The following is a 19,667-nucleotide window of genomic DNA, read 5'->3' on the forward strand; positions in this document are numbered from 1 at the left end:
AACCGTGCGAGTCTGTCGGTACCCGCCCGTAGGGTGGGCACCCTCCCTAGAGGGGCGGGTCATACCTACCTCGCGCTGAGCAGCAACCCCACCACCGCCGACACCACCGCCCGGCGCACCCGCCGGCCCCCAGCCCGCTTGCAGCACCGCGCGAGTCTGTCGGTACCCGCCCGCAGGGTGGGCACCCTCCCTAGAGGGGCGGGTCATACCTACCTCGCGCTGAGCAGCAACCCCACTACCGTCCGGCACGACCGAGGGGCGGGCCCGGCGATCAGGCGGTCGGCAGGTCGATCAGCATGACGGGGTCCGTGGTCGGCTGCGGCGACCCGCCGTCCGGTTCGACGGTGATGCCGAGCCGGTCGGCGCCGGCGAGGCCGCGGGCGGTGAAGGGACCGACGTGGCCGTCGGGGGGGTTGCCGAGGACGCCGGCGGACACCACGCCGCCGTCGTCGTGCATGAACCACAGCTGGTAGGTGTGCCCGGCCGGTGCCGGCGCCATGCCGTCGCCGATGAACACGGCGACGTCCAGCGAGCGCGCCAGCAGCACGGTGCCGCTGCTGTCGCCCTCGCCGACCCGCACCATCTCCATGTCCTCCGCACCGACCAGTTGCCGCATCTGGGCGCCGATCTGCTGCGACCGGTCGAGGTCGGACTGCACGTCGTTCAGCCGGATCCCGAGCACGACGATCGCCGCCACGGCCGCTGCGGCCAGGCCGGTCGCGACCCGCGGCCACCAGCGCCGCAGCGCCCGCCCCGCGGCAGAACCCGACCCTGCAGCAGAACCCGACCCCGCGGCAGAACCGAGCGGCGTCGACCCCGCCGCAACCCGCGGCGGCAGCGGCCGCACCTCGGCGATCCGGGCGAGCACCTCCTCACGCATCCGCGGCGGCGGCGTGACGGCGGCGGCGACGCCGAGGCGGGCGGCGGTCTCGCGCAGCTCGTCGACCTCGACGCGGCAGTCGGCGCACTGTTCGAGGTGCTCCTCGAACCGGCTGACCTCGTCCGGCGGCAGCGCGTGCAACGCGTACGGCGCGGCCAGGGTGTGGATTCCGGCGTCCACGTGCTCGTTCATCGCCCCACCCCCATGCAGTCGCGCAGCCGGGCGAGGCCGTCGCGCAGCCGCGTCTTGACCGTACCGAGCGGAGCATGCAGCAGCTGCGCGACCTCGCGATACGTGTAGCCGTCGTAGTAGGCCAGCGCGATCGACTCGCGCTGCAGCCCGGTCAGCGAGTCGAGACAGCGGCGTACCTGTTCACGCTCCACGTTCGCCTCCACCTCGTCGGCCACATGGTCGTAGGGCCGCTCGTCGTCGCGGCGGGCGGCGCGCTCCTCGCGGTCGCTGCCGGCCTGTTCGCGGCGGACGCGGTCGACGGCGCGGCGGTGGGCGATCGTGAGGATCCAGCCGCGCGCGCTGCCCCGCTCGGGCTCGTACCGCGACGCCGTCCGCCAGACCTCGACCAGCACCTCCTGGGCGACCTCCTCGGCCAGCGCCCGGTTGCGGACCACCGTCGTCGCGATGCCCAGCACCGGACCGGCCATGCTGTCGTAGACCTGCTCGAAGGCGGCGTGGTCGCCGCGGGCACAGTGGTCGAGCAGCCGGCCGAGCCGGTCGCCCGGCGGCTCCGGCTCACCCGCCGGCACCGATCGCAACGTCACCATCGTGCGTCCTCCACCGTCATCGTCCACCTGACTGCCCCGAGTTCGCAGCCGTGGGGACGGCGGATTGGTCGCGGTCCGCACCAATCCGCGCGCACGCGGGCCGCGAACCCCGGGCATGGAGCCCACGCGACCGTCGGTGGCGGTGATCGGATCCGGCATCGCCGGCCTCACCGCCGCCTACCTGCTGCAGCGCCGGTACGACGTGCACCTGTTCGAGGCGGACGACCGGCTGGGCGGGCACGCGCACACGCACGACGTGCCGGGCGCGGGCGCGCCGGTCGCGGTGGACAGCGGATTCCTCGTGCACAACGAGCGAACCTATCCGCGGCTGACCCGGTTGTTCGGCGAACTCGGCATCGCGACCACCGAGACGGACATGTCGATGAGCGTGAGCTGCGCGTCGTGCGGGCTGGAGTACGCGGGCGCGCTCGGCCCGTCCGGCGTGTTCGCCCAGCGCCGGTCCGCGGCCAGGCCGCGGTTCCTGCGGATGCTCGCCGAGGTCGCGGCGTTCCACCGGCGGGCGCGAGCACTGCTGGCGAACGACGCGGACCAGAGGCTGACGCTCGGCGCGTTCCTCGCCCGGCACCGGCACACCGCCTACTTCGCCGACCACTTCATGGTGCCGCTGGTGTCGGCGGTCTGGTCGGCGGGACGAGCGGACGTGCTGCGGTATCCGGCCCGGTTCCTGTTCCGGTTCCTCGACAACCACGGCATGCTCGCGGTCGGCGGGTCGCCGCGCTGGCGGACGGTCACCGGCGGCTCGCGGACGTACGTCGAACGGGCGGCGAAGGAGCTCACGTCCGTGCGCACGTCGACCCCGGTCCGCGGACTGCGGCGCACCGGCGACGGCGTCCTGGTGCGCGAGGCGTCGGACACGGTGCAGCGGTTCGACCACGCCGTCGTGGCGACCCACGCCGACCAGGCGCTGCGACTGCTGGAGGACCCGACGGCGGACGAGCGGGCCGTGCTGGGGACGTTCGGGTTCTCGGTCAACACGGCGGTGCTGCACACCGACGCGACGCTGCTGCCCCGGGAGCGGCGGGCGTGGGCGTCGTGGAACCACGTGGTGCCGGCCTGCGGTCCCGGCGCGGGGGCACGCACGCGGCCCGTGGCGATCTCGTACCACCTGAACCGGCTGCACCGGCTGGGCGGTGCGGCGGGTGGGCGGGAGTACATCGTCACGCTGGGCGGGACGGACCGGATCGCGCCTGACGCCGTCGTCGCCCGGATGGTCTACGCGCACCCGATCCACACCGTCGAGACGGTCGCGGCACAGCGGCGGCTGCCCGGCCTCGCCACCGCCCGGACGGTGTACGCGGGCGCCTGGCAGGGCTGGGGGTTCCACGAGGACGGCTGCGCGTCCGGCGTCCGCGCCGCCGAGCATCTGGGGGTCCGCTGGTGACGGCGCTGTACTTGGCCACGGTGACGCACACGCGGTACGAGCGGGCCCGCCGGACGTTCCGCTACGGCACCTTCCTGTGGCTCGTCGACCTCGACGACCTGCCCCGGCTGCCGCGGGCGCTCGCGGCGTTCCGGGCCCGCGATCACTTCGCCGGCGACGCCGCGACGATCCGGGACGGGCTGGCATCGTGGCTGGCGGAGAAGGGTATGGCTCTCGGCGGCGGCCGCGTGCTCATGCTCTCGGGCGCGGCCGTGCTCGGGTACGTGTTCAATCCGCTGACAGTGTTCTGGTGCCACGACGCGGACGGCGCGCCGCTCTGCGTCGTCGCGGAGGTGCACAACACCTACGGAGGCCGGCACGCCTACGTCCTGCACCCGGACGAGCAGGACCGGGCGACGACCGCGAAGGAGCTCTACGTGTCGCCGTTCTTCCCCGTCGACGGCCGCTATGCGATGTCCGTCCCCCGTCCCGGCCACCGGCTGCGGCTGGCGGTCACCCTGTTCCGGCCCGGGCCCGGCGGCGCGGACGTGCCCGCGTTCGCCGCGTCGCTGACGGGCCGCCGCCGGCCGGCCACCGTGCCGCAGCTGCTCCGGCTGCTACTGCGCTACCCCTGGGCGCCGCTGCGGGTCAGCGCGCTGATCCGCTGGCAGGGCGTCCGGCTGTGGCTGCGCCGGCTGCCCGTCGTCCCGCGCCGAGGTGCGGCCGCATGAGCGCCGTCACCAGCATCGACATCGGCCGCTGGCCGGACGTCGCCGTCACGCCCGCGGCCGGTGGCGCACGGCTGCGGGCGGCCCGGACGGCGGTCGGGTACGCCGCGCGGGTGGCAGGGGTCCGGGTCGTGACGGCGGACGGCGCGCTCGGCGCCGCGCCGGGCGCACCGGTGCTCGAGGTCCGCCGGGCCCGCGAGTTCTTCGCCCGCATCGGCCGCGACGGCATGATCGGCTTCGGCGAGGGGTTCATGAGCGGCGCGTGGACGGCGCCCGACCTCACCGGCGTGCTGACGGCGTTCGCCGGCCGGCTGACCGGCCTGGTCCCGCCGCCGTTGCAGCGGCTGCGCCGGCTGACGCAGCCGTCGATGCCGGCCGCCGAGTTCGCCGACCGCGCCGGCGCACGGCGCAACGTCAGCCGTCACTACGACCTCTCCAACGAGCTGTTCGCGCTGTTCCTCGACCCCTCGATGACGTACTCGTCGGCGTTGTTCGGACCCGGCGACGACCTCGAGCGGGCCCAGCTGCGCAAGATCGACGCGGTGCTGGACGCCGCGGCGGTCCGGCCCGGCGCACGGGTGCTGGAGATCGGCACCGGCTGGGGCGCGCTGGCGGTCCGGGCCGCGACCGAGCGCGGGGCGCACGTCACCACCGTCACGCTGTCCGAGGAGCAGGCCGCCCTCGCCCGGTCCCGCGTCCAGACGGCGGGGGTGACGGACCGCGTCGACGTGCAGGTGCGCGACTACCGCGACGTCGAGGGCCGCTACGACGCCGTCGTCAGCGTCGAGATGATCGAGGCCGTCGGCGAGCGGCACTGGCCGCAGTACTTCGCCACGCTGGGCCGGGCGCTGGCGCCGGGCGGGCGGATCGGGCTGCAGGCCATCACGATGCCGCACGAGCACCTGGTGGCGACGCGGCACTCGTGGACCTGGATCCACAAGTACGTCTTCCCCGGCGGGCTGATCCCGTCGGAGCGGGCGATCCGGGAGCACGCGTGGCGCGACGGCGGGCTGTCGGTGCTGCACCGGCGCTCGTTCGGCGCGCACTACGCCGAGACACTGCGGCAGTGGCGCGAGCGGTTCCTGGCCGGCGCCGACGCCGTCGGCGCGCTCGGCTTCGACCCGGTGTTCCGGCGGATGTGGGAGTTCTACCTGGCCTACTGCGAGGCCGGGTTCCGCACCGGCCGGCTGGACGTCGAGCAGTACACGCTCGGGACTGGAGGGGTCCGATGACCGCGACGGCAACGCGGCTGCACGGCCTGCTAGGAGAGGTGCTCGGGACCGAGCCGCCGGTGCGGATCCGGGCGTGGGACGGCAGCCTGGCCGGCCCGGCGGACGCGCCGGTGGTCGCGCTCCGGTCGCCGATGGCGCTGCGCCGGCTGCTGTGGCGGCCCGGCGAGCTGGGGCTGGCCCGGGCATACGTCGCCGGCGACCTCGAGGTGGAGGGCGATCTCGGCGCCGCGTTCGCGCACACGCGGCGCGCGTTCGCGGCGGCCCGGACACGGCCGACGCCGGGCGCCGTCCGGTCGGCGTGGCGGGCGGCTCGCGACTGGCGGCTGCTGGGCGCGCCACCGCCGGCCCCGCCCGAGGAGGCCCGGCTGCGCGGACGACGGCACACGCAGCGGCGCGACCGCGCGGCGATCAGCCACCACTACGACCTCGGCAACGACTTCTACGCGCTGCTGCTGGACGAGACCATGGCGTACTCGTGCGGTTACTGGACGCCGGACGTGCCCGACGGCGACGGCGCGGCCGCGTCGCGGGCCAAGCTGGACCTCGTCTGTCGCAAGCTCGAGCTGCGCCCCGGCGACCACCTGGTCGACGTCGGCTGCGGCTGGGGCTCGCTGGTGCTGCACGCGGCCCGCGAGTACGGCGTCCGGGTCAGCGGCTACACCATCTCGCAGGCGCAGGCGTCGTTCGTCCGCGACCGCATCGCCCGGGCCGGGCTGGGCGACCACGCCGCCGTCGAGCTGCGCGACTACCGCGACCTCGACGTCACCGGCGCCGACGCCGTCGCGTCGATCGAGATGGGCGAGCACGTCGGCGCAAAGCGGTACCCGGAGTACGCGGCCGTGCTGCACAACACCGTCCGCCCCGGCGGCCGGCTGCTGCTGCAGCAGATGTCGCGGGGGCGGCACGCGGCCGGCGGCGGCGCGTTCATCGAGTCCTACATCGCGCCCGACATGCACATGCGCCCGCTGCCCGAGACGCTACGGATGGTCGCGGCCGCCGGGTTCGAGCTGCGCCACGTCGAAGCGCTGCGCGAGCACTACGTGCGGACGATCCGGTGCTGGGCCGGCCGGCTGGAGCAGCACTGGGACGACGTCGTCGCGCTGGCCGGCGAACGGACCGCGCGCGTCTGGCGGCTCTACCTCGCCGGCGGCGCGGCCGCGTTCGACGAGGGCCGCATGGGCGTCGACCAGATCCTGGCGGTGCGGCGCTGATGGGCGGCATCGCGTGGAACGGGCTCGGGGCGAGCCTCGGGCTGACCGCCGCCGTCGTCGTCGTGCTGATGGCCGGCGTGGTGGCTTGGGTGGCCCGCGGCGGCGCCGTCGTCGTCATCGACACCGTGTGGGGCGCCGGGTTCGCGCTGGTCGCCGTCGTGACCTGGCTGGCGTCCTCCGGTGACGGCGACGACGTGCTGCGGGCGGTCGTCACCGTCCTCACCGTCGTCTGGGGCGTCCGGCTCGCCGTCCACCTGCACCGGCGCAACCACGGCAAGGGCGAGGACCCGCGCTACGAGGACCTGTTCGCCCGGCATTCCGGCAGCAGGGTGCGCGTGACGGCGCTCTGGGTCTGCCTGCCGCAGGCGGTGATCCTCTGGTTCGTCTCGCTGCCGGTGCAGGTGGCGCAGTACGTGACGCTGGAGCCGGCGTGGTGGCTGGTCGGGCTGGGCGTCGTGGTGTGGGCGGTCGGGCTGGTCTTCGAGGCCGTCGGCGACGCCCAGCTGGCTCGGTTCAAGGCCGACCCGGCCAACCGCGGACGGATCATGGACCGTGGGCTCTGGCGCTACACACGGCACCCCAACTACTTCGGCGACGCCTGCGTCTGGTGGGGCCTGTGGCTGTGCGCGTGCGTCACCTGGCCGGGCGCGGCCACCGTCGCATCGCCGCTGCTCATGACGTTCTTCCTGGCCCGCGGGACGGGCAAGGCGCTGACCGAGAAGCGCATGTCCGGGCGGCCCGGTTACGCCGAGTACGTCGAGCGGACCAGCGGCATCGTCCCGTTGCCGCCGCGTCAGAGGTCGACCAGCGGGTCCGGATAGTCCAGGCCCCGGCGACGGTCGTCCGGCAGCGTCCACGGCGTGTGGACGGCGGCGCCCTCGACGTCGCGCAGCTCGGGCACGTAGCGGCGGACGTAGGCGCCGTCGGGGTCGAAGCGCTTGGCCTGGCGCAGCGGGTTGAGGACGCGGTTGGGCCGCGTGTCGTTGCCGGTGCCGGCCACCCACTGCCAGTTGCCGGCGTTGTTCGCGACGTCGCCGTCGACCAGCCAGCGGAAGAAGTGGGCGGCGCCGGCCCGCCAGTCGACCCGCAGGTTCTTCGTCAGGAACGACGCCGTCACCAGCCGGGCCCGGTTGTGCATCCAGCCCTCGCGCAGCAGCTGGCGCATGCCGGCGTCGACGATCGGCACGCCGGTACGGCCCTCCTGCCAGGCCCGCAGTGCGTCGGCGTCATCGCGCCATTCGACGTCACGGCGCCGGTAGTCCTTCGCGGCGACGGACGGGACCGCCGCCGTCACCTGGTGGTGGAAGTCGCGCCAGGCCAGCTGCCGGACCTGTTCCGGGGCACAGCCGGCCAGCCGGTTGGCCACCTCGAGCGGCGAGACGCAGCCGAAGTGCAGGTACGGGCTGAGCCGCGAGGTCCGGTCGCCGGCGAGGTCGTCGAGGTCCGGCTCGCCGTCGCCGGCCCTTCGGACGGCCGCCTCGAGGACGGCGCGCCCGGCGGTCTCGCCACCGTCGGGAAGATCGGGCGAGGAGTCGCCGTCGGACAGGTCCGTGACGGCAGGCAGCCGGCCGATCCGGTCGAGGGCGCCGCCAGCTCCGGGGATCGTCGGCGGCGCCGCGTGCTGGTCGCGCCACTCGACCGCGTCCCAGGCCCGCCAGTACGGAGTGAAGACGCGGTAGTGGTCGCCGCCGGCCGGGGCCAGCGCGCCGGGCGGGACCACCGTCACGCCGGGATGGGCCCGGAACCGCACGCCCCGCCCCGCGCACCCGTCGGCCAGCCGCTGCTCGCGGCGCTGGGCGTAGCCACTGACGTCGGCGCTGCACACCAGCGCCGTCGCCCCTGTCTCCGCGACTACCGCCATCGTCTCCTCGACGACGTCGCCGCGGCGCAGCACCAGGTTGCCGCCGCGCTGCCGCAACTGTTCGCGCAGGTCGGCCAGCGCCCGGGCGAGGAACGCGGCCCGGTTGGGCGCGGCGTTCCGGCCGCCCAGGATCGCGTCGTCCAGCACGAACAGCGGCACCACCCGGTCGGCGTGCTCGCAGGCGGCGGCCAGCGCCGGGTGGTCGTGCACCCGCAGGTCGCGGGTGAACAGCACCACTGCCGTCTTCTCCATCGTCGGACTCATACCCGTCATTCGAGGCCCATCCGCTCCCGGATGGGGTACGAACCCCCGACATGAGGGTTCTCGTCGCCGGCGCGACCGGCTATGTCGGCAGCCGCCTGGTCCCGCGGCTGGTCGCCGCCGGACGCACCGTCCGCTGCCTGGCCCGCGATCCCGGCAAGCTGCGCGACCAGCCCTGGGCGAGCGAGGTCGAGGTCGTGCGCGGCGACGTGCTGGATCGGGCCGGCCTCGCCCCTGCCATGGAGGACGTCGACGTCGTGCACTATCTCGTGCACTCGCTGGCGACGCGCGGCTTCGCCGAGACCGACCGGAGGGCGGCGACGACAGTGGCGGCGGCGGCCGCGGACGCCGGTGTGGGCCGGCTCGTCTACTTGGGCGGGTTGCACCCGCCGGCCACCGCCGGGCTCTCCGACCACCTGGCGTCGCGCACCGAGGTCGGCCGGATCTTCCTCGACGGGCCGGTACCGGCGGTCGTGCTGCAGGCCGGCGTGGTCATCGGCTCCGGTTCGGCCAGCTTCGAGATGCTGCGCCACCTCACCGAGCGGCTGCCCGTCAGCGTGACGCCACGCTGGGTGCACACCCGCACCCAGCCCATCGCGATCCGCGACGTCCTCGCCCACCTGGTCGCGGCCACCACCCTGCCGGGCGAGCCGAACCGGACCTTCGACATCGGCGGCCCGGACGTGCTGACGTACGCGGACATGATGCGCGGCTATGCCCGCGTCGCCGGGCTGCCCCGCCGGGTGATCGTGCCGGTCCCGCTGCTGACGCCGTGGCTGTCCGCGCAGTGGGTGAACCTGGTGACGCCGGTGCCGCGATCCATCGCGGTCCCGCTGATCGAATCGCTCGAGCACGAGGCCGTCTGCACCGAGGACGACCTGCGCGACCTGCTGCCGGAGCCGGTCGACCCGACGCCGTATGAGCGTGCGGTCGAGCTGGCGCTGGCCCGCATGCGCGACGGCGAGGTCGAGAGCCACTGGTCCGCCGCGTCGCCCGCCGGTGCGCCGTCGGACTCGCTGCCCAGTGATCCGTCCTGGTCCGGCGGCTCGGTGCGGGTGGACCAGCGGTCCGTACGGTGCGCCGTCCCGCCCGAACGGCTGTGGCGCGTGGTCGAAGGCATCGGCGGTCAGAACGGCTGGTACTCGTTCCCGCTGGCCTGGGCGGTGCGCGGCTGGGCCGACCGGCTCGTCGGTGGCGTCGGCCTGCGCCGCGGCCGCCGCGACCCGGCCCGGCTGCACCTCGGTGAGGCGCTGGACTGGTGGCGGGTCGAGGCGATCGAACGTGGCCGGCTGCTGCGACTGCGCGCGGAGATGAAGGTGCCGGGGAGGGCCTGGCTCGAACTGACGGTGACGCCCGACGGCGACGGCGCCCGCTACGGCCAGCGCGCGGTCTTCGTGCCCCGCGGCCTGACCGGCCAGCTCTACTGGTGGATGTTGTGGCCCTTCCACGGGATCATCTTCGGCGGCATGTCCCGCAACATCACCCGCACGGCCGCTCGTCCGAGCGTCTGAGGGGCGGAGGATGCGGAGCCGGCGTCAAGAGCGCCCGCGGCATGCTTCACCGCCGCGAAGCGGAGCCGGCGCAGCATCCTCCGCCCCTCAGGCGCGGGCTAGCGATCCGTGCGCTTCGGCCACCAGACGCGTGGGCCGAGGTCGTAGGCGAGGGCGGGCACGAGCAGCGAGCGGACGACGAAGGTGTCGAGCAGCACGCCGAACGCGACGAGGAAGGCGATCTGCGCCAGGAACAGGATCGGGATCACCGCGAGCGCCGAGAACGTGGCCGCGAGCACCAGCCCCGCCGACGTGATGACGCCGCCGGTGACGGCGAGCCCGCGCAGCACGCCGGGCCGCGTGCCGATGCTCGCCGACTCCTCCCGCACCCGGCTCATCAGGAAGATGTTGTAGTCGATGCCGAGCGCCACGAGGAACACGAACGCGAACAGCGGCACGCCGGGGTCGGCGCCGGGCCAGCCGAGGACGTGGTCGAAGACCAGCCCGGCCACGCCCAGCGTCGCGGCGAAGCTCAGCACGACGGTGAGCACCAGCAGCACGGGCGCCAGGACGGAGCGCAGCAGCCCGATCAGCACGAGCAGGATCACCGCCAGCACCACCGGGATGATCAGGGTGCGGTCGCGGGCGGAGATCTCGTTGGTGTCCAGCAGTTCGGCAGTCCGGCCGCCCACCAGCACGTCCTCGCCGACGTCGTCGAGGGCGGCCCGCAACTCGCGGACGGTGCCGACGGCGGCGTCGCTGTCGGCGGGGTCGGCGAGGGTCAGCTCGAGCAGCGCACGGTCACCGGCGATCTGCGGCTCCGGCGCGTTCGCCGCCGGGCTCACGCCGTCGACGCCCGTGGCCGCCTGAGCCACCCGGTCCGCGTCGCCGGACGAGCTCAGGACGAGCACCGGCGAGCCGGAGCCGCCGGGGAAGTGCCGGCTCAACGCCTCCTGACCCTCGACCGCCTCGACCCGATCGAGGAACAGCTCGCTCTCGCTGACGCCGTCGGCGCGGAAGGTGGGCACGAGCGCGGTCAGCGCCAGCAGCACCGCGCCAACCCCGGCCCACAGTGCGCGGGGGCGCCGGCCGACCAGCCGGGCGACGCGGTCCCACACGCCGGCGCGCTCCGGCGCCTCCGAGCCGTACCGCGGCCGGAACGGCCAGAACGCCGCCCGCCCGAGCAGCACCAGGACGGCCGGCAGGAAGGTCAGCGCCGCCAGCAGCGAGGCGCCGATGCCGAGGGCGGCCACCGGGCCCAGGCTGCGGTTGGAGTTCAGGTTCGACAGCAGCAGGCAGAGCACACCGGCGATGACGGTGCCGCCGGAGGCTACGATCGGCCCGGCCGCCCGCCGCAGCGCCGTCGCCATCGCCTCGAACCGGCCGCGGTGCTCGCGCAGCTCCTCGCGGTAGCGGGCGACCAGGAGCAGCGCGTAGTCCGTCGCGGCGCCGACGACGAGGATCGACATGATGCCCTGGCTCTGCCCGTTCAACGTCAGCGTGCCGGCGTCGGCCAGCAGGTACACCGCCCACGACGCCAGGCCGAGCCCGAGCACCGACGACACCAGCACGGCGAGCGGCAGGATCGGGCTGCGGTAGACCACCAGCAGGATCACCAGCACCACGGCCAGCGCCACCACCAGCAGCACGCCGTCGATGCCCGCGAACGCCGATCCCAGGTCGGCGGCGAACCCGGCCGGGCCGGTCACGTGCACGGCGGCGCCCGCCGCCTCGCCCAGGGTGGCCCGGATCTCCTCGACGACGGCGTCGACCTCGGCCGCGCCGGAAGTGTCGATCTGGACGACGGCGGTGAGCGCGTTACCGTCCTCGGACGGGATCGGCGGGCTGACCGGCGGGGTGACGCCGTCGAGCCCGGCCACCCGCTCGAGCTGGGCCGCGGCCTCGCCGGCCGCCTCGGGCGCCAGCCCGTCCGGGGCCTCCCAGACCACGACCGCCGGCAGGACGTCGGCGTCCTGGAAGTCCGCCCGCGCGTCGGCGACCTCGGTGGACTCGGCGTCGGAGGGCAGGAACGCGGCGTTGTCGTTCTCGGCGACCTCGCCGAGCCGGCCCGCGTACGGGCCGCCGACAGCGCCGACCGCCAGCCACCCGAGCAGGAGGAGGACGGGGACGAGCCAGCGCAGCCGAGAGGGCATGCTCGGGCCTTTCGTTTCGATGGTCGAATATCTCGATCGTCGAGATATTACCCGCGCCCGGCCCCGTCACGCTCCCGGTGGGCGACGAGCGCCTCGAGCGCCGTCGTCAGGAACCGCTGCACGACGTCGAGGTCGTGCTCGTCGTACCCGGCGAGCCGGTCCGCCATGTCGACCGCCAGCGGGCCGAAGTAGGCCGGGCCGAGCGCGGCGGCCGACGGCTCCAGCCGGACCAGCACCCGGCGGCGGTCGCGCGGATCGGTCTCGCGGCGCAGGTGGCCCGACGCGACCAGCCGGTCGACGAGCGCCGTCACCGATGCCGACGAGAGTCCCAGTTCGCGCCCGATCGCGCCGGCCGTGACGTCGCGGCCCTCGCGCGCGGCTGCCACCAGGACGAGCAGCGCGCGGGCGGCGGAGTGGTCGATGTCGTGGGCCGCACCGAAGCGGCGGGCGAGGTCGGCCATCTCGGCGCCGAGCAACTGGAGCTGCCTGATGACGGCGTCGGTGCGCGCGTCCCTCGGCCCCGCCTCGCCGGGCGTCTCCGTCGCCATGGGGTCATGGTCGCAGACACCCGCGCCCGCGGGCCGGAGGGATCGGTGGATGTGGAGCCGGCGTCAAGAGCGCCCGCGGCATGCTTCACCGCCGCGTAGCGGAGCCGGCGCAACATCCACCGATCCCTCCGGGTCGCCCTTTCTCACATCGGCGGCATCAGCACGCCGTCGATGAGGTAGACGGTCGCATTGGCCGTGGTGACACCGCCGCAGATGACGTTGGCGTCGTTGACGGTCATCGCGTCCGGCGTGCCGGCGACGGTCACGGGCGCGCCCTGGACCGTCGTCTGCTCGCCGACCACCTGGTCGGGCGACAGCTGGCCGGGCACCACGTGGTACGTCAGCACCGTCGTCAGCAGGTCGGCGTCGGTCGACAGCGTCGTCAGCGTGGCCGGGTCGACCGCTGCGAACGCGTCGTCCACGGGCGCGAAGACGGTGAACTCGCCGCCGTTCAGCGTGTCGACGAGGTTGACCTGCGGGTTCAGCTCGCCGGACACGGCCGAGACGAGCGTCGTCAGGATCGGGTTGTTCGACGCGGCCACCGCGACCGGGTCGTCGGACATGCCCTCCACCGACCCCTCGCCGTCGGGCACCTGGGACGCGTAGTCGGCGCAGCCCGGGCCGACCGGGCCGGCCATCGGTTCCTCCGTCATCTCGTCGGCCGGCTCGCCGGCGTCCTCGCTCGGCGCCGCGGAGCTGTCGCCGCTGCCGCCGTTGCCGCTCGCCGTCGAGTCGTCGTCGCCGTCGTCGCCGCAGGCGGACAACGTCAGTGTGAGAGCGGCGGCGGTCGCCAGCAGGACGGGGACTCGCCTGGTCAGGAGCTTCATGATCGGTTCCTCTCGTGCTCGTTCTGATGGGTGTCGGGTCGTGTCGGGGAGTCAGGTCACGCGCACCACCACCGAATGCCAGCCGCTGGACCCGTCCGGGAACGGCGGTGCCTGCTCGTCGGTCTGCCGGTCGCCGGCGCCGTCGGTAGCGCGGACGCGCAGCGTGTGGTTGCCCGGTTCGGCGTCCCAGTCCCACGACCACTGCCGCCAGGTGTCCGCCGACGCCTCGGCGGCCAGCCGCGCGGGCCGCCAGTCGCCGTCGTCCACCTGCACCTCGACCCCGGCGACGCCGCGGTGCTGCGCCCACGCCACCCCGGCGACGACGGTCCGGCCGGCAGGCAGCTCGGCGAACGACCCCGGCACGTCGATGCGCGACGCCGTCTTGATCGGGGCCTCGGCCGCCCAGCCGCGGTCGGTCCAGTAGGCGGTGGCGCGGTCGAAGCGGGTCAACTCCAGGTCCGTGACCCACTTCGTCGCCGACACGTAGCCGTACAGGCCGGGGACGACGAGGCGGGCGGGGAAGCCGTGCGCCACCGGCAGCGGCTCACCGTTCATGCCGATCGCCAGCAGCGCGTCCCGCCCGTCCGTGACGACGTCCAGCGGCGTGCCCGCCGTGAACCCGTCGACGCTGGTCGAGAGCAGCATGTCGGCGTCGGCGCTCGGGTTCGCCCGGGCCAGCAGGCCGGCCAGCGGGTAGCCGAGCCAGACGGCGTTTCCGGCCAGCTCGCCGCCGACCTCGTTGGAGACGCAGGTGAGCGTGATCATGCGCTCCACCAGGTCCAGCCCGAGCACGTCGTCGAAGTCGAGCTCGATCTCCCGCTCCACCATCCCGTGGATCCGCAGCCGCCACTCCTCCGGCGTCACGCGCGGCAGGTCGAGCGCGGTGTCGACGCGGTAGAAGTCCGGGTTCGGTGTGGTGAACGGCGACACCCCCGCGACGTCCAGTTCGGCGCCGGCCGGGACCGCGGGCGCCGGATCGCTCGGCGGCGGGAGCCGCAGCGCATCGCGTGCCGCCCGCACGTCGGCCAGCGTCTGCCCGAACCGCCGCCCGCCGACCGCCGACAGCACCGCCAGGCCCGCCACCGCCGCCGTCAGCACGACGACCTCCCGCCGCGACGGCCGCTTTGCCTCCGCCCTGCCGACACCCGCCCTGCCGACGCCCGCCCCCTCGGGGTCGGCGTCGGTGTCGGTGCCGGTGGGGTCGTCGCCTCGGCCTGCAGTCACCCTGGTCCCGGGCGCGCCGGAAACGGCGCGGAGCCGCCCCACCAGCACCGTCAGCGCCACTACGCCCGCGACGACCCCGGCGAGGGTCGGCACCGCCCAGGCCGCGGTGGCCGTCGGACGGTTCAGGGCCGCGGCGACCGCCACGGCGCCCAGCACCAGCAGCACCGCCGCGCCGGCCCACCGCCGCCACAGCTCGAGCAGTCCGCCCGCCGCCGACACCAGCAGCAGCACGCCGGCCATCCCGGCCAGCAGCACCTGCTTGTCGTTCTCGCCGAACGTGCGGATGGCGAAGCTCTTCAGCCACTCCGGCGTCAGGTCCACGAACGTGTTGCCGACCGCCAGGAACGGCGCCGCGGCCGGCTCCGCCACGAGCGCCGCGACCAGTTCGCCGACGCCCAGGGTGAGCCCGCCGGCCGCGATTCCGGCCAGCGCGGCCAGTGCTCGAGTCCCCCACCGGTGCGTCGTCATGCCCCGTGTTCGACGCGACTCCGGGCCCGGATTGGTCGCGTCCCGGGAATCAGCCGTTCGGCCGGTTGTCCACAGGCTCGGCCGGACTCGCCGGTTGTCCACATTTCCCGATCTGCCGATGGATCACGGCCCACCGACCAGCAAGAGTGGCGGCATGCCGAACAGCAGTGCGAAACTCACGAGAACAGGAGAAGCCAGATGGTGGTGGTCGACATGGCGGCGGTCGAGTTCCCGGCGAGCCGACAACGCTGGGCGTTCGAGGACCTCCTCGAGTTGCCCGAATCCGACTGGCGCTTCGAGATCGTCGACGGTGGGCTGCACATGACCCCGCCGCCGAGCCTCTATCACGACGGCATCTGGTTGCGGCTGCGCGACCTCATCCGCGATGCCGTCCCAGCGGCCTACGTGGTGCACGGGCCGACGGCGATCGACCTCGATCCCAGTTACCTCATCCCCGACCTCACGGTGCTTCGACGCGACACGGTCCGGCGCGGCCGCAACCTGATCCGTCCGTCCGAGGCGCTCCTCGTGGTCGAGGTGGTCTCTCCGGGGTCGAAGTCCGCCGACCGCATCCTGAAGCCGGCCACCTACGCGGCCGCGGGCATCCCACATTTCTGGCGGGCGGAGTTCCAGCCGGAGCTCAGCCTCACCGCCTACGCGCTGCCCGACGGCGCCCGCACGTACACCGAGGTGGGCACCTGGACGGCCGGCCAGACGGCACCCATCCGGGCGCCGTTCGAGGTCGACATCGAGATCGCGGAGCTGGCTCCGGACCGTTGATCCGCCCGACCGGCCAGGCGTAGGCTTTTCGCCGACCCCCAGTCGGGGTGATCACAATCCGACCGCTGCTTCGGGAGCTCCCTGTGCCCAGCCGCACCGCGTCCGCGCGTCCCTCAGCCCAGACCGCCAAGCCGTCAACGCCGTCGCTGGCCGTCGCGTCAGCCGAACCCTCACAGCCGCCCGGCACGTTCCGCCGGCTCGCTCCGTACCTCCTCCGCCACCGCGGCACCCTGGCCATCTCCGTCGTCGTGGCCCTGGCCTGGGCCGTCGCCGTCGCCGCCGTTCCGGTCACGCAGGGCCGGGTCGTCGACGACGCGATCACCGACCGCAGTGCGCCGCTGCTGCCGATGATCCTGCTGCTCATCGGCCTGGCGGTAGCCCGCTTCGTCCTCTCCGGCTGGTGGCGCTACGTCGGTGGCACCACCGCGTTCCGCATCCAGGACGACCTGCGCCGCGACGTGTACGACACGTTGCAGCGCCTCGACTTCACCGGCCACGCGCAGTTGCAGAGCGGCCAGCTGGTGTCGCGCATCAGCGGCGACCTTCGCTACGTGCACATGCTGCTCAGCTGGATCCCGCAGGTGGCGGCGACATTGCTGTCGTCGCTGCTGGCGGTCGTCGTCATGTTCATGCTGTCGCCGCTCATCGCGGCGCTGGTGGTGGCCGTCATCGTGGTGGTGTTCGCGGTGACGAACCGGCAGCGCCGCCAGGTGTACGCGGCCGGGTGGGACGCCCAGGACCGGGAGGCGGAGATGACCTCCCGGGTCGAGGAGGCCGTCACCGGCGTCCGCGTCGTCCGCGCGTTCGGCCAGCAGCCGGCCGAGACCGAGCGGCTGCACGGTGCGCTGCTCGACATGTTCCGGGCCCGGGTCCGGGCGGTCCGGTTGCGCGCCCCGTTCATCGCCTCGCTGCAGGGCGCGCCGCTGTTCGGGCAGGTCCTGGTGCTGCTGGCCGGCGGTCTGCTGGTCATCCAGGGCCAGCTCACCCTCGGCGTCTTCCTGGCCTGCACCGGCTACCTGGCCGAACTCATCGGCGCCGCCCGGGTGGCCGGCATGGTGCTGACGAACGCGCCGCTGTGCAAGGCGTCCACCGAGCGGGTCGGCGAACTGCTCGACCTGCGGGCCGAGATCACCGAACCGCTGCGCCCGGCCGCCGCCGACGAGCAGGGCGGCGCGGTCTCCTTCCACCGTGTCCGGTTCGCCTACGCCGACGGCGACGGCCACCAGGTGCTGCGCCACTTCAGCCTCGAGGTGCGGCCGGGCGAGACGGTCGCGCTGGTCGGGCCGTCCGGCTGCGGGAAGTCGACGGCGCTGTCGCTGCTCCCCCGCTTCTTCGACGCCGACGCCGGCACCGTTACCGTCGACGGCATCGACGTGCGGCGGTGGTCGCTGCCGGAGCTGCGCCGCCGCATCGGGGTGGTGTTCGAGAACAGCTTCCTGTTCTCCGACACCATCGCCGCCAACATCGCCTACGGGAAACCCGAGGCCGGCATGGACGAGATCCGCGCGGCCGCCCGCGCGGCGCTGGCCGACGAGTTCGTCGAGGCGCTGCCCGACGGCTACGACACCGTGGTCGGCGAGCAGGGCATCACGTTGTCCGGCGGGCAGCGGCAGCGGGTCGCGCTGGCCCGGGCGCTGCTGGCCGAACCCGACATCCTGCTGCTCGACGACGCCACCTCGTCGGTCGACGTGAAGGTCGAGGAGCGCATCCACGCCAACCTCGAACCGTTCCTCGCCAGCCGGACCGTCCTGCTGGTCGCCTACCGCGAGTCCACGCTGCGGCTGGCCGACCGCGTCGTCCTGGTCGACGACGGCCGGGTGGTCGACGAGGGCGGGCACGCCGAACTGCTGGAACGCAACACGCTGTACCGCGACCTGTTCGGCGACGGCCCCGGCAGCGACGAGCGCGCCGACGATCTGATGTCGCACGCCCGGGCCGGACGGTTCGAGGCCACGGCGTCGGCGTGGGAGTCGCGGCAGGACGCCACCGGCTCGCTGCCCAGCCTGCACATGACGGTGCCGCCGGCGGTCGCCGAACGCATCGCCGCGCTGCCACCGCCCGCCGACCCGCCCGGCGTCGACCTCGGCCGCGAGAACTCCGCGCGCGGTCCGTTGCGGCTGGCGTCGTTCCTGCGCCCGTACGTCGGCGGCCTGCTGGTCGGCCTCGCGCTGGTCGTCCTCGAAGCGGCGATCACGCTGGTCAACCCGATGCTGGTGCAGCGTGCGGTCGACGACGGCATGCGCGCCGGCGCCACGGACGTGCTGTTGTGGGTGTGCCTCGGAGCGGCGGTGCTGGTCGGGCTGCTGTGGCTGGACCAACGCACCGGGTTCCTGTGGACGACGCGCAGTACCGAGCGGCTGCTGCTGGCGATGCGGGTGCGCATCTTCGGGCAGCTGCAACGGCTGGGCATCGACTACTACGACCGCACCCAGGCCGGCCGCGTCATGACCCGCATGACGTCCGACGTCGACGCGATCGCCCAGTTGTTCCAGGTCGGGTTGATCAACGCCGTCGTCAGCATCGCCACGTTCGCCGGCATGACGGTCGTGGTCATCGCGCTCGACCCGATGCTGGCGCTGGTCGTGCTGGGCGTCGTGCCGTTCGCCGCCGCCGTCACGTGGTGGTACCGGCGGCGCGCCTCGGTCGCCTACGACGACGCCCGCGAGCTGCTGTCGACGATCAACGCCGACGTGCAGGAGAGCATGGCCGGCATCCGGGTGACGCACGCGTTCCGGCGCGAGGCCGTCAACCTCGAGCGGTTCGCCGGGCTCGGCCGCCAGTACGTCGACGCCAGCCTGCGCGGGCTCTACGCCACCGCGGTGTACGTCGCCGCCATCGAACTGCTCTCGGTGCTGGCCATCGCGGCCGTGCTCTGGGTGGGCGCGCAGCGCATCGAGGCCGGCACGCTGGCGCTCGGCACGCTGATCGCGTTCCTGCTGTACCTCGCCCAGGTGTTCGCGCCGATCCAGCAGCTGTCCTCGGTGTTCGACGTGTACCAGCGGGCCCGCACGGGGCTGGTCCGGGTGCGTGCGCTGCTGGCGCTGGACACGTCGACGCCGGTCCGGCCCGACGCCGTCCCCGTCGACTCGATCGCCGGTGACCTCCGGTTCGAGCAGGTCCGGCTGCGCTACGCCAGCGCCGCCACCGACGCCGTCCGCGACGTCGACCTGCACGTGCCGGCCGGCCAGCGGGTCGCGTTCGTCGGGCGCACCGGCGCCGGCAAGTCGACACTGTCGAAGCTGGTCGCCCGGTTCTACGACCCCACCGACGGCCGCGTGCTGGTCGACGGCCGACCGCTCGACGACCTGGACGTCACCAGCTACCGGCGGCACCTGGGGTACGTGCCGCAGGAACCGTTCCTGTTCTCGCGGACCATCCGCGACAACATCGCCTACGCGCGGCCGGACGCCAGCGACGCCGAGGTCGAGGCGGCCGCCCGCGCCGTCGGGGCGCACGAGTTCATCACCCGGCTGCCGGGCGGTTACCACCACGTGGTGGCCGAACGCGGCCGGTCGCTGTCGGCCGGCCAGCGGCAGTTGGTGTGCCTGGCCCGGGCGCTGCTCGGCGACCCGTCCATCCTCATCCTCGACGAGGCGACGTCGAACCTCGACCTCGCCAGCGAACGGAAGGTGAACCAGGCCATGCGCGTGGCGTCGGCCGGCCGCACCACCATCGTCGTCACGCACCGGCCGCAGTCGCTGCACTGGGTCGACCGCGTGGTGGAAGTGGCGGACGGGCGCATCGCCACCGACGAGCCGGCGCCGAGGTATGTGGAGCGGGTGTTGAGCCGGGCGGGTTGACGACGGCGCGGGGTCGGCTCCTCGGGGTCGGAGGGGGCGGATCT

15 protein-coding genes are annotated in these 19,667 nt (G+C 74.1%); 8 read left to right on the forward strand and 7 right to left on the reverse strand.

All coding sequences use genetic code 11. The features are described from left to right. Positions 1-271 precede the first annotated feature (271 nt). Positions 272-1,072 carry an anti-sigma factor domain-containing protein gene (locus BLU82_RS26730; RefSeq protein WP_092623977.1) on the reverse strand — a complete coding sequence of 267 codons (801 nt, stop codon included), beginning with the start codon at positions 1,070-1,072 and terminating at the stop codon, positions 272-274. Then, complete coding sequence (sigK, locus tag BLU82_RS26735) at positions 1,069-1,659, reverse strand: ECF RNA polymerase sigma factor SigK (RefSeq protein WP_092623978.1); 591 nt, start codon at positions 1,657-1,659, stop codon at positions 1,069-1,071. The genes BLU82_RS26730 and sigK overlap by 4 nt, the downstream gene beginning before the upstream one ends. A gap of 115 nt (positions 1,660-1,774) precedes the next feature. Between sigK and BLU82_RS26740 the strand changes: the two genes are divergently transcribed. The 5 genes from BLU82_RS26740 to BLU82_RS26760 are packed head-to-tail and all read left to right on the forward strand — an operon-like array spanning position 1,775 to position 7,032. Further along, entirely contained in the window at positions 1,775-3,061 is a 1,287-nt protein-coding gene (locus BLU82_RS26740) for an NAD(P)/FAD-dependent oxidoreductase (protein ID WP_092623979.1), read from the forward strand. After that, positions 3,058-3,771 carry a DUF1365 domain-containing protein gene (locus tag BLU82_RS26745; protein WP_092623980.1) on the forward strand — a complete coding sequence of 238 codons (714 nt, stop codon included), beginning with the start codon at positions 3,058-3,060 and terminating at the stop codon, positions 3,769-3,771. The genes BLU82_RS26740 and BLU82_RS26745 overlap by 4 nt, the downstream gene beginning before the upstream one ends. After that, on the forward strand, positions 3,768-5,000 hold the full coding sequence (locus BLU82_RS26750) for a cyclopropane-fatty-acyl-phospholipid synthase family protein (protein WP_092623981.1): 1,233 nt from the start codon (positions 3,768-3,770) through the stop codon (positions 4,998-5,000). The genes BLU82_RS26745 and BLU82_RS26750 overlap by 4 nt, the downstream gene beginning before the upstream one ends. Continuing rightward, positions 4,997-6,211: a cyclopropane-fatty-acyl-phospholipid synthase family protein gene (locus BLU82_RS26755; RefSeq protein ID WP_092623982.1), complete on the forward strand. Its 1,215-nt coding sequence runs from the start codon at positions 4,997-4,999 to the stop codon at positions 6,209-6,211. Before BLU82_RS26750 ends, BLU82_RS26755 begins: the two co-directional genes overlap by 4 nt. Continuing rightward, positions 6,211-7,032 (forward strand): DUF1295 domain-containing protein, encoded by an 822-nt coding sequence (locus BLU82_RS26760; protein WP_092623983.1) that lies wholly within the window; start codon positions 6,211-6,213, stop codon positions 7,030-7,032. Before BLU82_RS26755 ends, BLU82_RS26760 begins: the two co-directional genes overlap by 1 nt. On the opposite strand, the gene BLU82_RS26765 is transcribed toward BLU82_RS26760, so the two are convergent. Next, positions 7,005-8,345: a deoxyribodipyrimidine photo-lyase gene (locus BLU82_RS26765; protein WP_370246223.1), complete on the reverse strand. Its 1,341-nt coding sequence runs from the start codon at positions 8,343-8,345 to the stop codon at positions 7,005-7,007. The two genes, BLU82_RS26760 and BLU82_RS26765, sit on opposite strands and share 28 nt — an antisense overlap. A gap of 41 nt (positions 8,346-8,386) precedes the next feature. On the opposite strand from BLU82_RS26765, the gene BLU82_RS26770 reads away from it, so the two are divergent. Beyond that, positions 8,387-9,844, forward strand: a complete 1,458-nt coding sequence (locus BLU82_RS26770; RefSeq protein WP_092623985.1) for an SDR family oxidoreductase — start codon at positions 8,387-8,389, stop codon at positions 9,842-9,844. Between the two features lie 98 nt (positions 9,845-9,942). Here the strand turns inward: BLU82_RS26770 and BLU82_RS26775 are convergent, their stop codons facing one another. The 4 genes from BLU82_RS26775 to BLU82_RS26790 all read right to left on the reverse strand — a co-directional run bounded on the left by BLU82_RS26775 (position 9,943) and on the right by BLU82_RS26790 (position 15,043). Further along, complete coding sequence (locus BLU82_RS26775) at positions 9,943-11,976, reverse strand: MMPL family transporter (protein ID WP_092623986.1); 2,034 nt, start codon at positions 11,974-11,976, stop codon at positions 9,943-9,945. Between the two features lie 47 nt (positions 11,977-12,023). Further along, the gene (locus BLU82_RS26780) at positions 12,024-12,524 is read right to left on the reverse strand and encodes a MarR family winged helix-turn-helix transcriptional regulator (protein ID WP_092623987.1); all 501 of its coding nucleotides are present in this window, start codon (positions 12,522-12,524) and stop codon (positions 12,024-12,026) included. Between the two features lie 143 nt (positions 12,525-12,667). After that, positions 12,668-13,351 carry a fasciclin domain-containing protein gene (locus tag BLU82_RS26785; RefSeq protein WP_092623988.1) on the reverse strand — a complete coding sequence of 228 codons (684 nt, stop codon included), beginning with the start codon at positions 13,349-13,351 and terminating at the stop codon, positions 12,668-12,670. A 51-nt stretch (positions 13,352-13,402) separates the two neighbouring features. After that, positions 13,403-15,043, reverse strand: a complete 1,641-nt coding sequence (locus tag BLU82_RS26790; protein ID WP_092623989.1) for a molybdopterin-dependent oxidoreductase — start codon at positions 15,041-15,043, stop codon at positions 13,403-13,405. Between the two features lie 198 nt (positions 15,044-15,241). Here BLU82_RS26790 and BLU82_RS26795 point away from each other — a divergent pair, with 198 nt between their 5' ends. Continuing rightward, positions 15,242-15,823: a Uma2 family endonuclease gene (locus BLU82_RS26795; protein WP_092623990.1), complete on the forward strand. Its 582-nt coding sequence runs from the start codon at positions 15,242-15,244 to the stop codon at positions 15,821-15,823. A gap of 83 nt (positions 15,824-15,906) precedes the next feature. Next, the gene (locus tag BLU82_RS26800; protein WP_172885708.1) at positions 15,907-19,623 is read left to right on the forward strand and encodes an ABC transporter ATP-binding protein; all 3,717 of its coding nucleotides are present in this window, start codon (positions 15,907-15,909) and stop codon (positions 19,621-19,623) included. The last annotated feature ends 44 nt before the right edge of the window (positions 19,624-19,667 follow it).

The organism is Jiangella sp. DSM 45060 (genome assembly GCF_900105175.1).
GTDB lineage: Bacteria > Actinomycetota > Actinomycetes > Jiangellales > Jiangellaceae > Jiangella.

Coding starts and splice junctions, on each gene's coding strand:
- BLU82_RS26730 (WP_092623977.1), bottom strand. CDS start 1,072: ATGAACGAGCACGTGGACGCCGGAATCCACACCCTGGCCGCGCCGTAC.
- sigK (WP_092623978.1), bottom strand. CDS start 1,659: ATGGTGACGTTGCGATCGGTGCCGGCGGGTGAGCCGGAGCCGCCGGGC.
- BLU82_RS26740 (WP_092623979.1), top strand. CDS start 1,775: ATGGAGCCCACGCGACCGTCGGTGGCGGTGATCGGATCCGGCATCGCC.
- BLU82_RS26750 (WP_092623981.1), top strand. CDS start 3,768: ATGAGCGCCGTCACCAGCATCGACATCGGCCGCTGGCCGGACGTCGCC.
- BLU82_RS26755 (WP_092623982.1), top strand. CDS start 4,997: ATGACCGCGACGGCAACGCGGCTGCACGGCCTGCTAGGAGAGGTGCTC.
- BLU82_RS26760 (WP_092623983.1), top strand. CDS start 6,211: ATGGGCGGCATCGCGTGGAACGGGCTCGGGGCGAGCCTCGGGCTGACC.
- BLU82_RS26765 (WP_370246223.1), bottom strand. CDS start 8,345: ATGACGGGTATGAGTCCGACGATGGAGAAGACGGCAGTGGTGCTGTTC.
- BLU82_RS26770 (WP_092623985.1), top strand. CDS start 8,387: ATGAGGGTTCTCGTCGCCGGCGCGACCGGCTATGTCGGCAGCCGCCTG.
- BLU82_RS26775 (WP_092623986.1), bottom strand. CDS start 11,976: ATGCCCTCTCGGCTGCGCTGGCTCGTCCCCGTCCTCCTCCTGCTCGGG.
- BLU82_RS26780 (WP_092623987.1), bottom strand. CDS start 12,524: ATGGCGACGGAGACGCCCGGCGAGGCGGGGCCGAGGGACGCGCGCACC.
- BLU82_RS26785 (WP_092623988.1), bottom strand. CDS start 13,351: ATGAAGCTCCTGACCAGGCGAGTCCCCGTCCTGCTGGCGACCGCCGCC.
- BLU82_RS26790 (WP_092623989.1), bottom strand. CDS start 15,043: ATGACGACGCACCGGTGGGGGACTCGAGCACTGGCCGCGCTGGCCGGA.
- BLU82_RS26795 (WP_092623990.1), top strand. CDS start 15,242: ATGGTGGTGGTCGACATGGCGGCGGTCGAGTTCCCGGCGAGCCGACAA.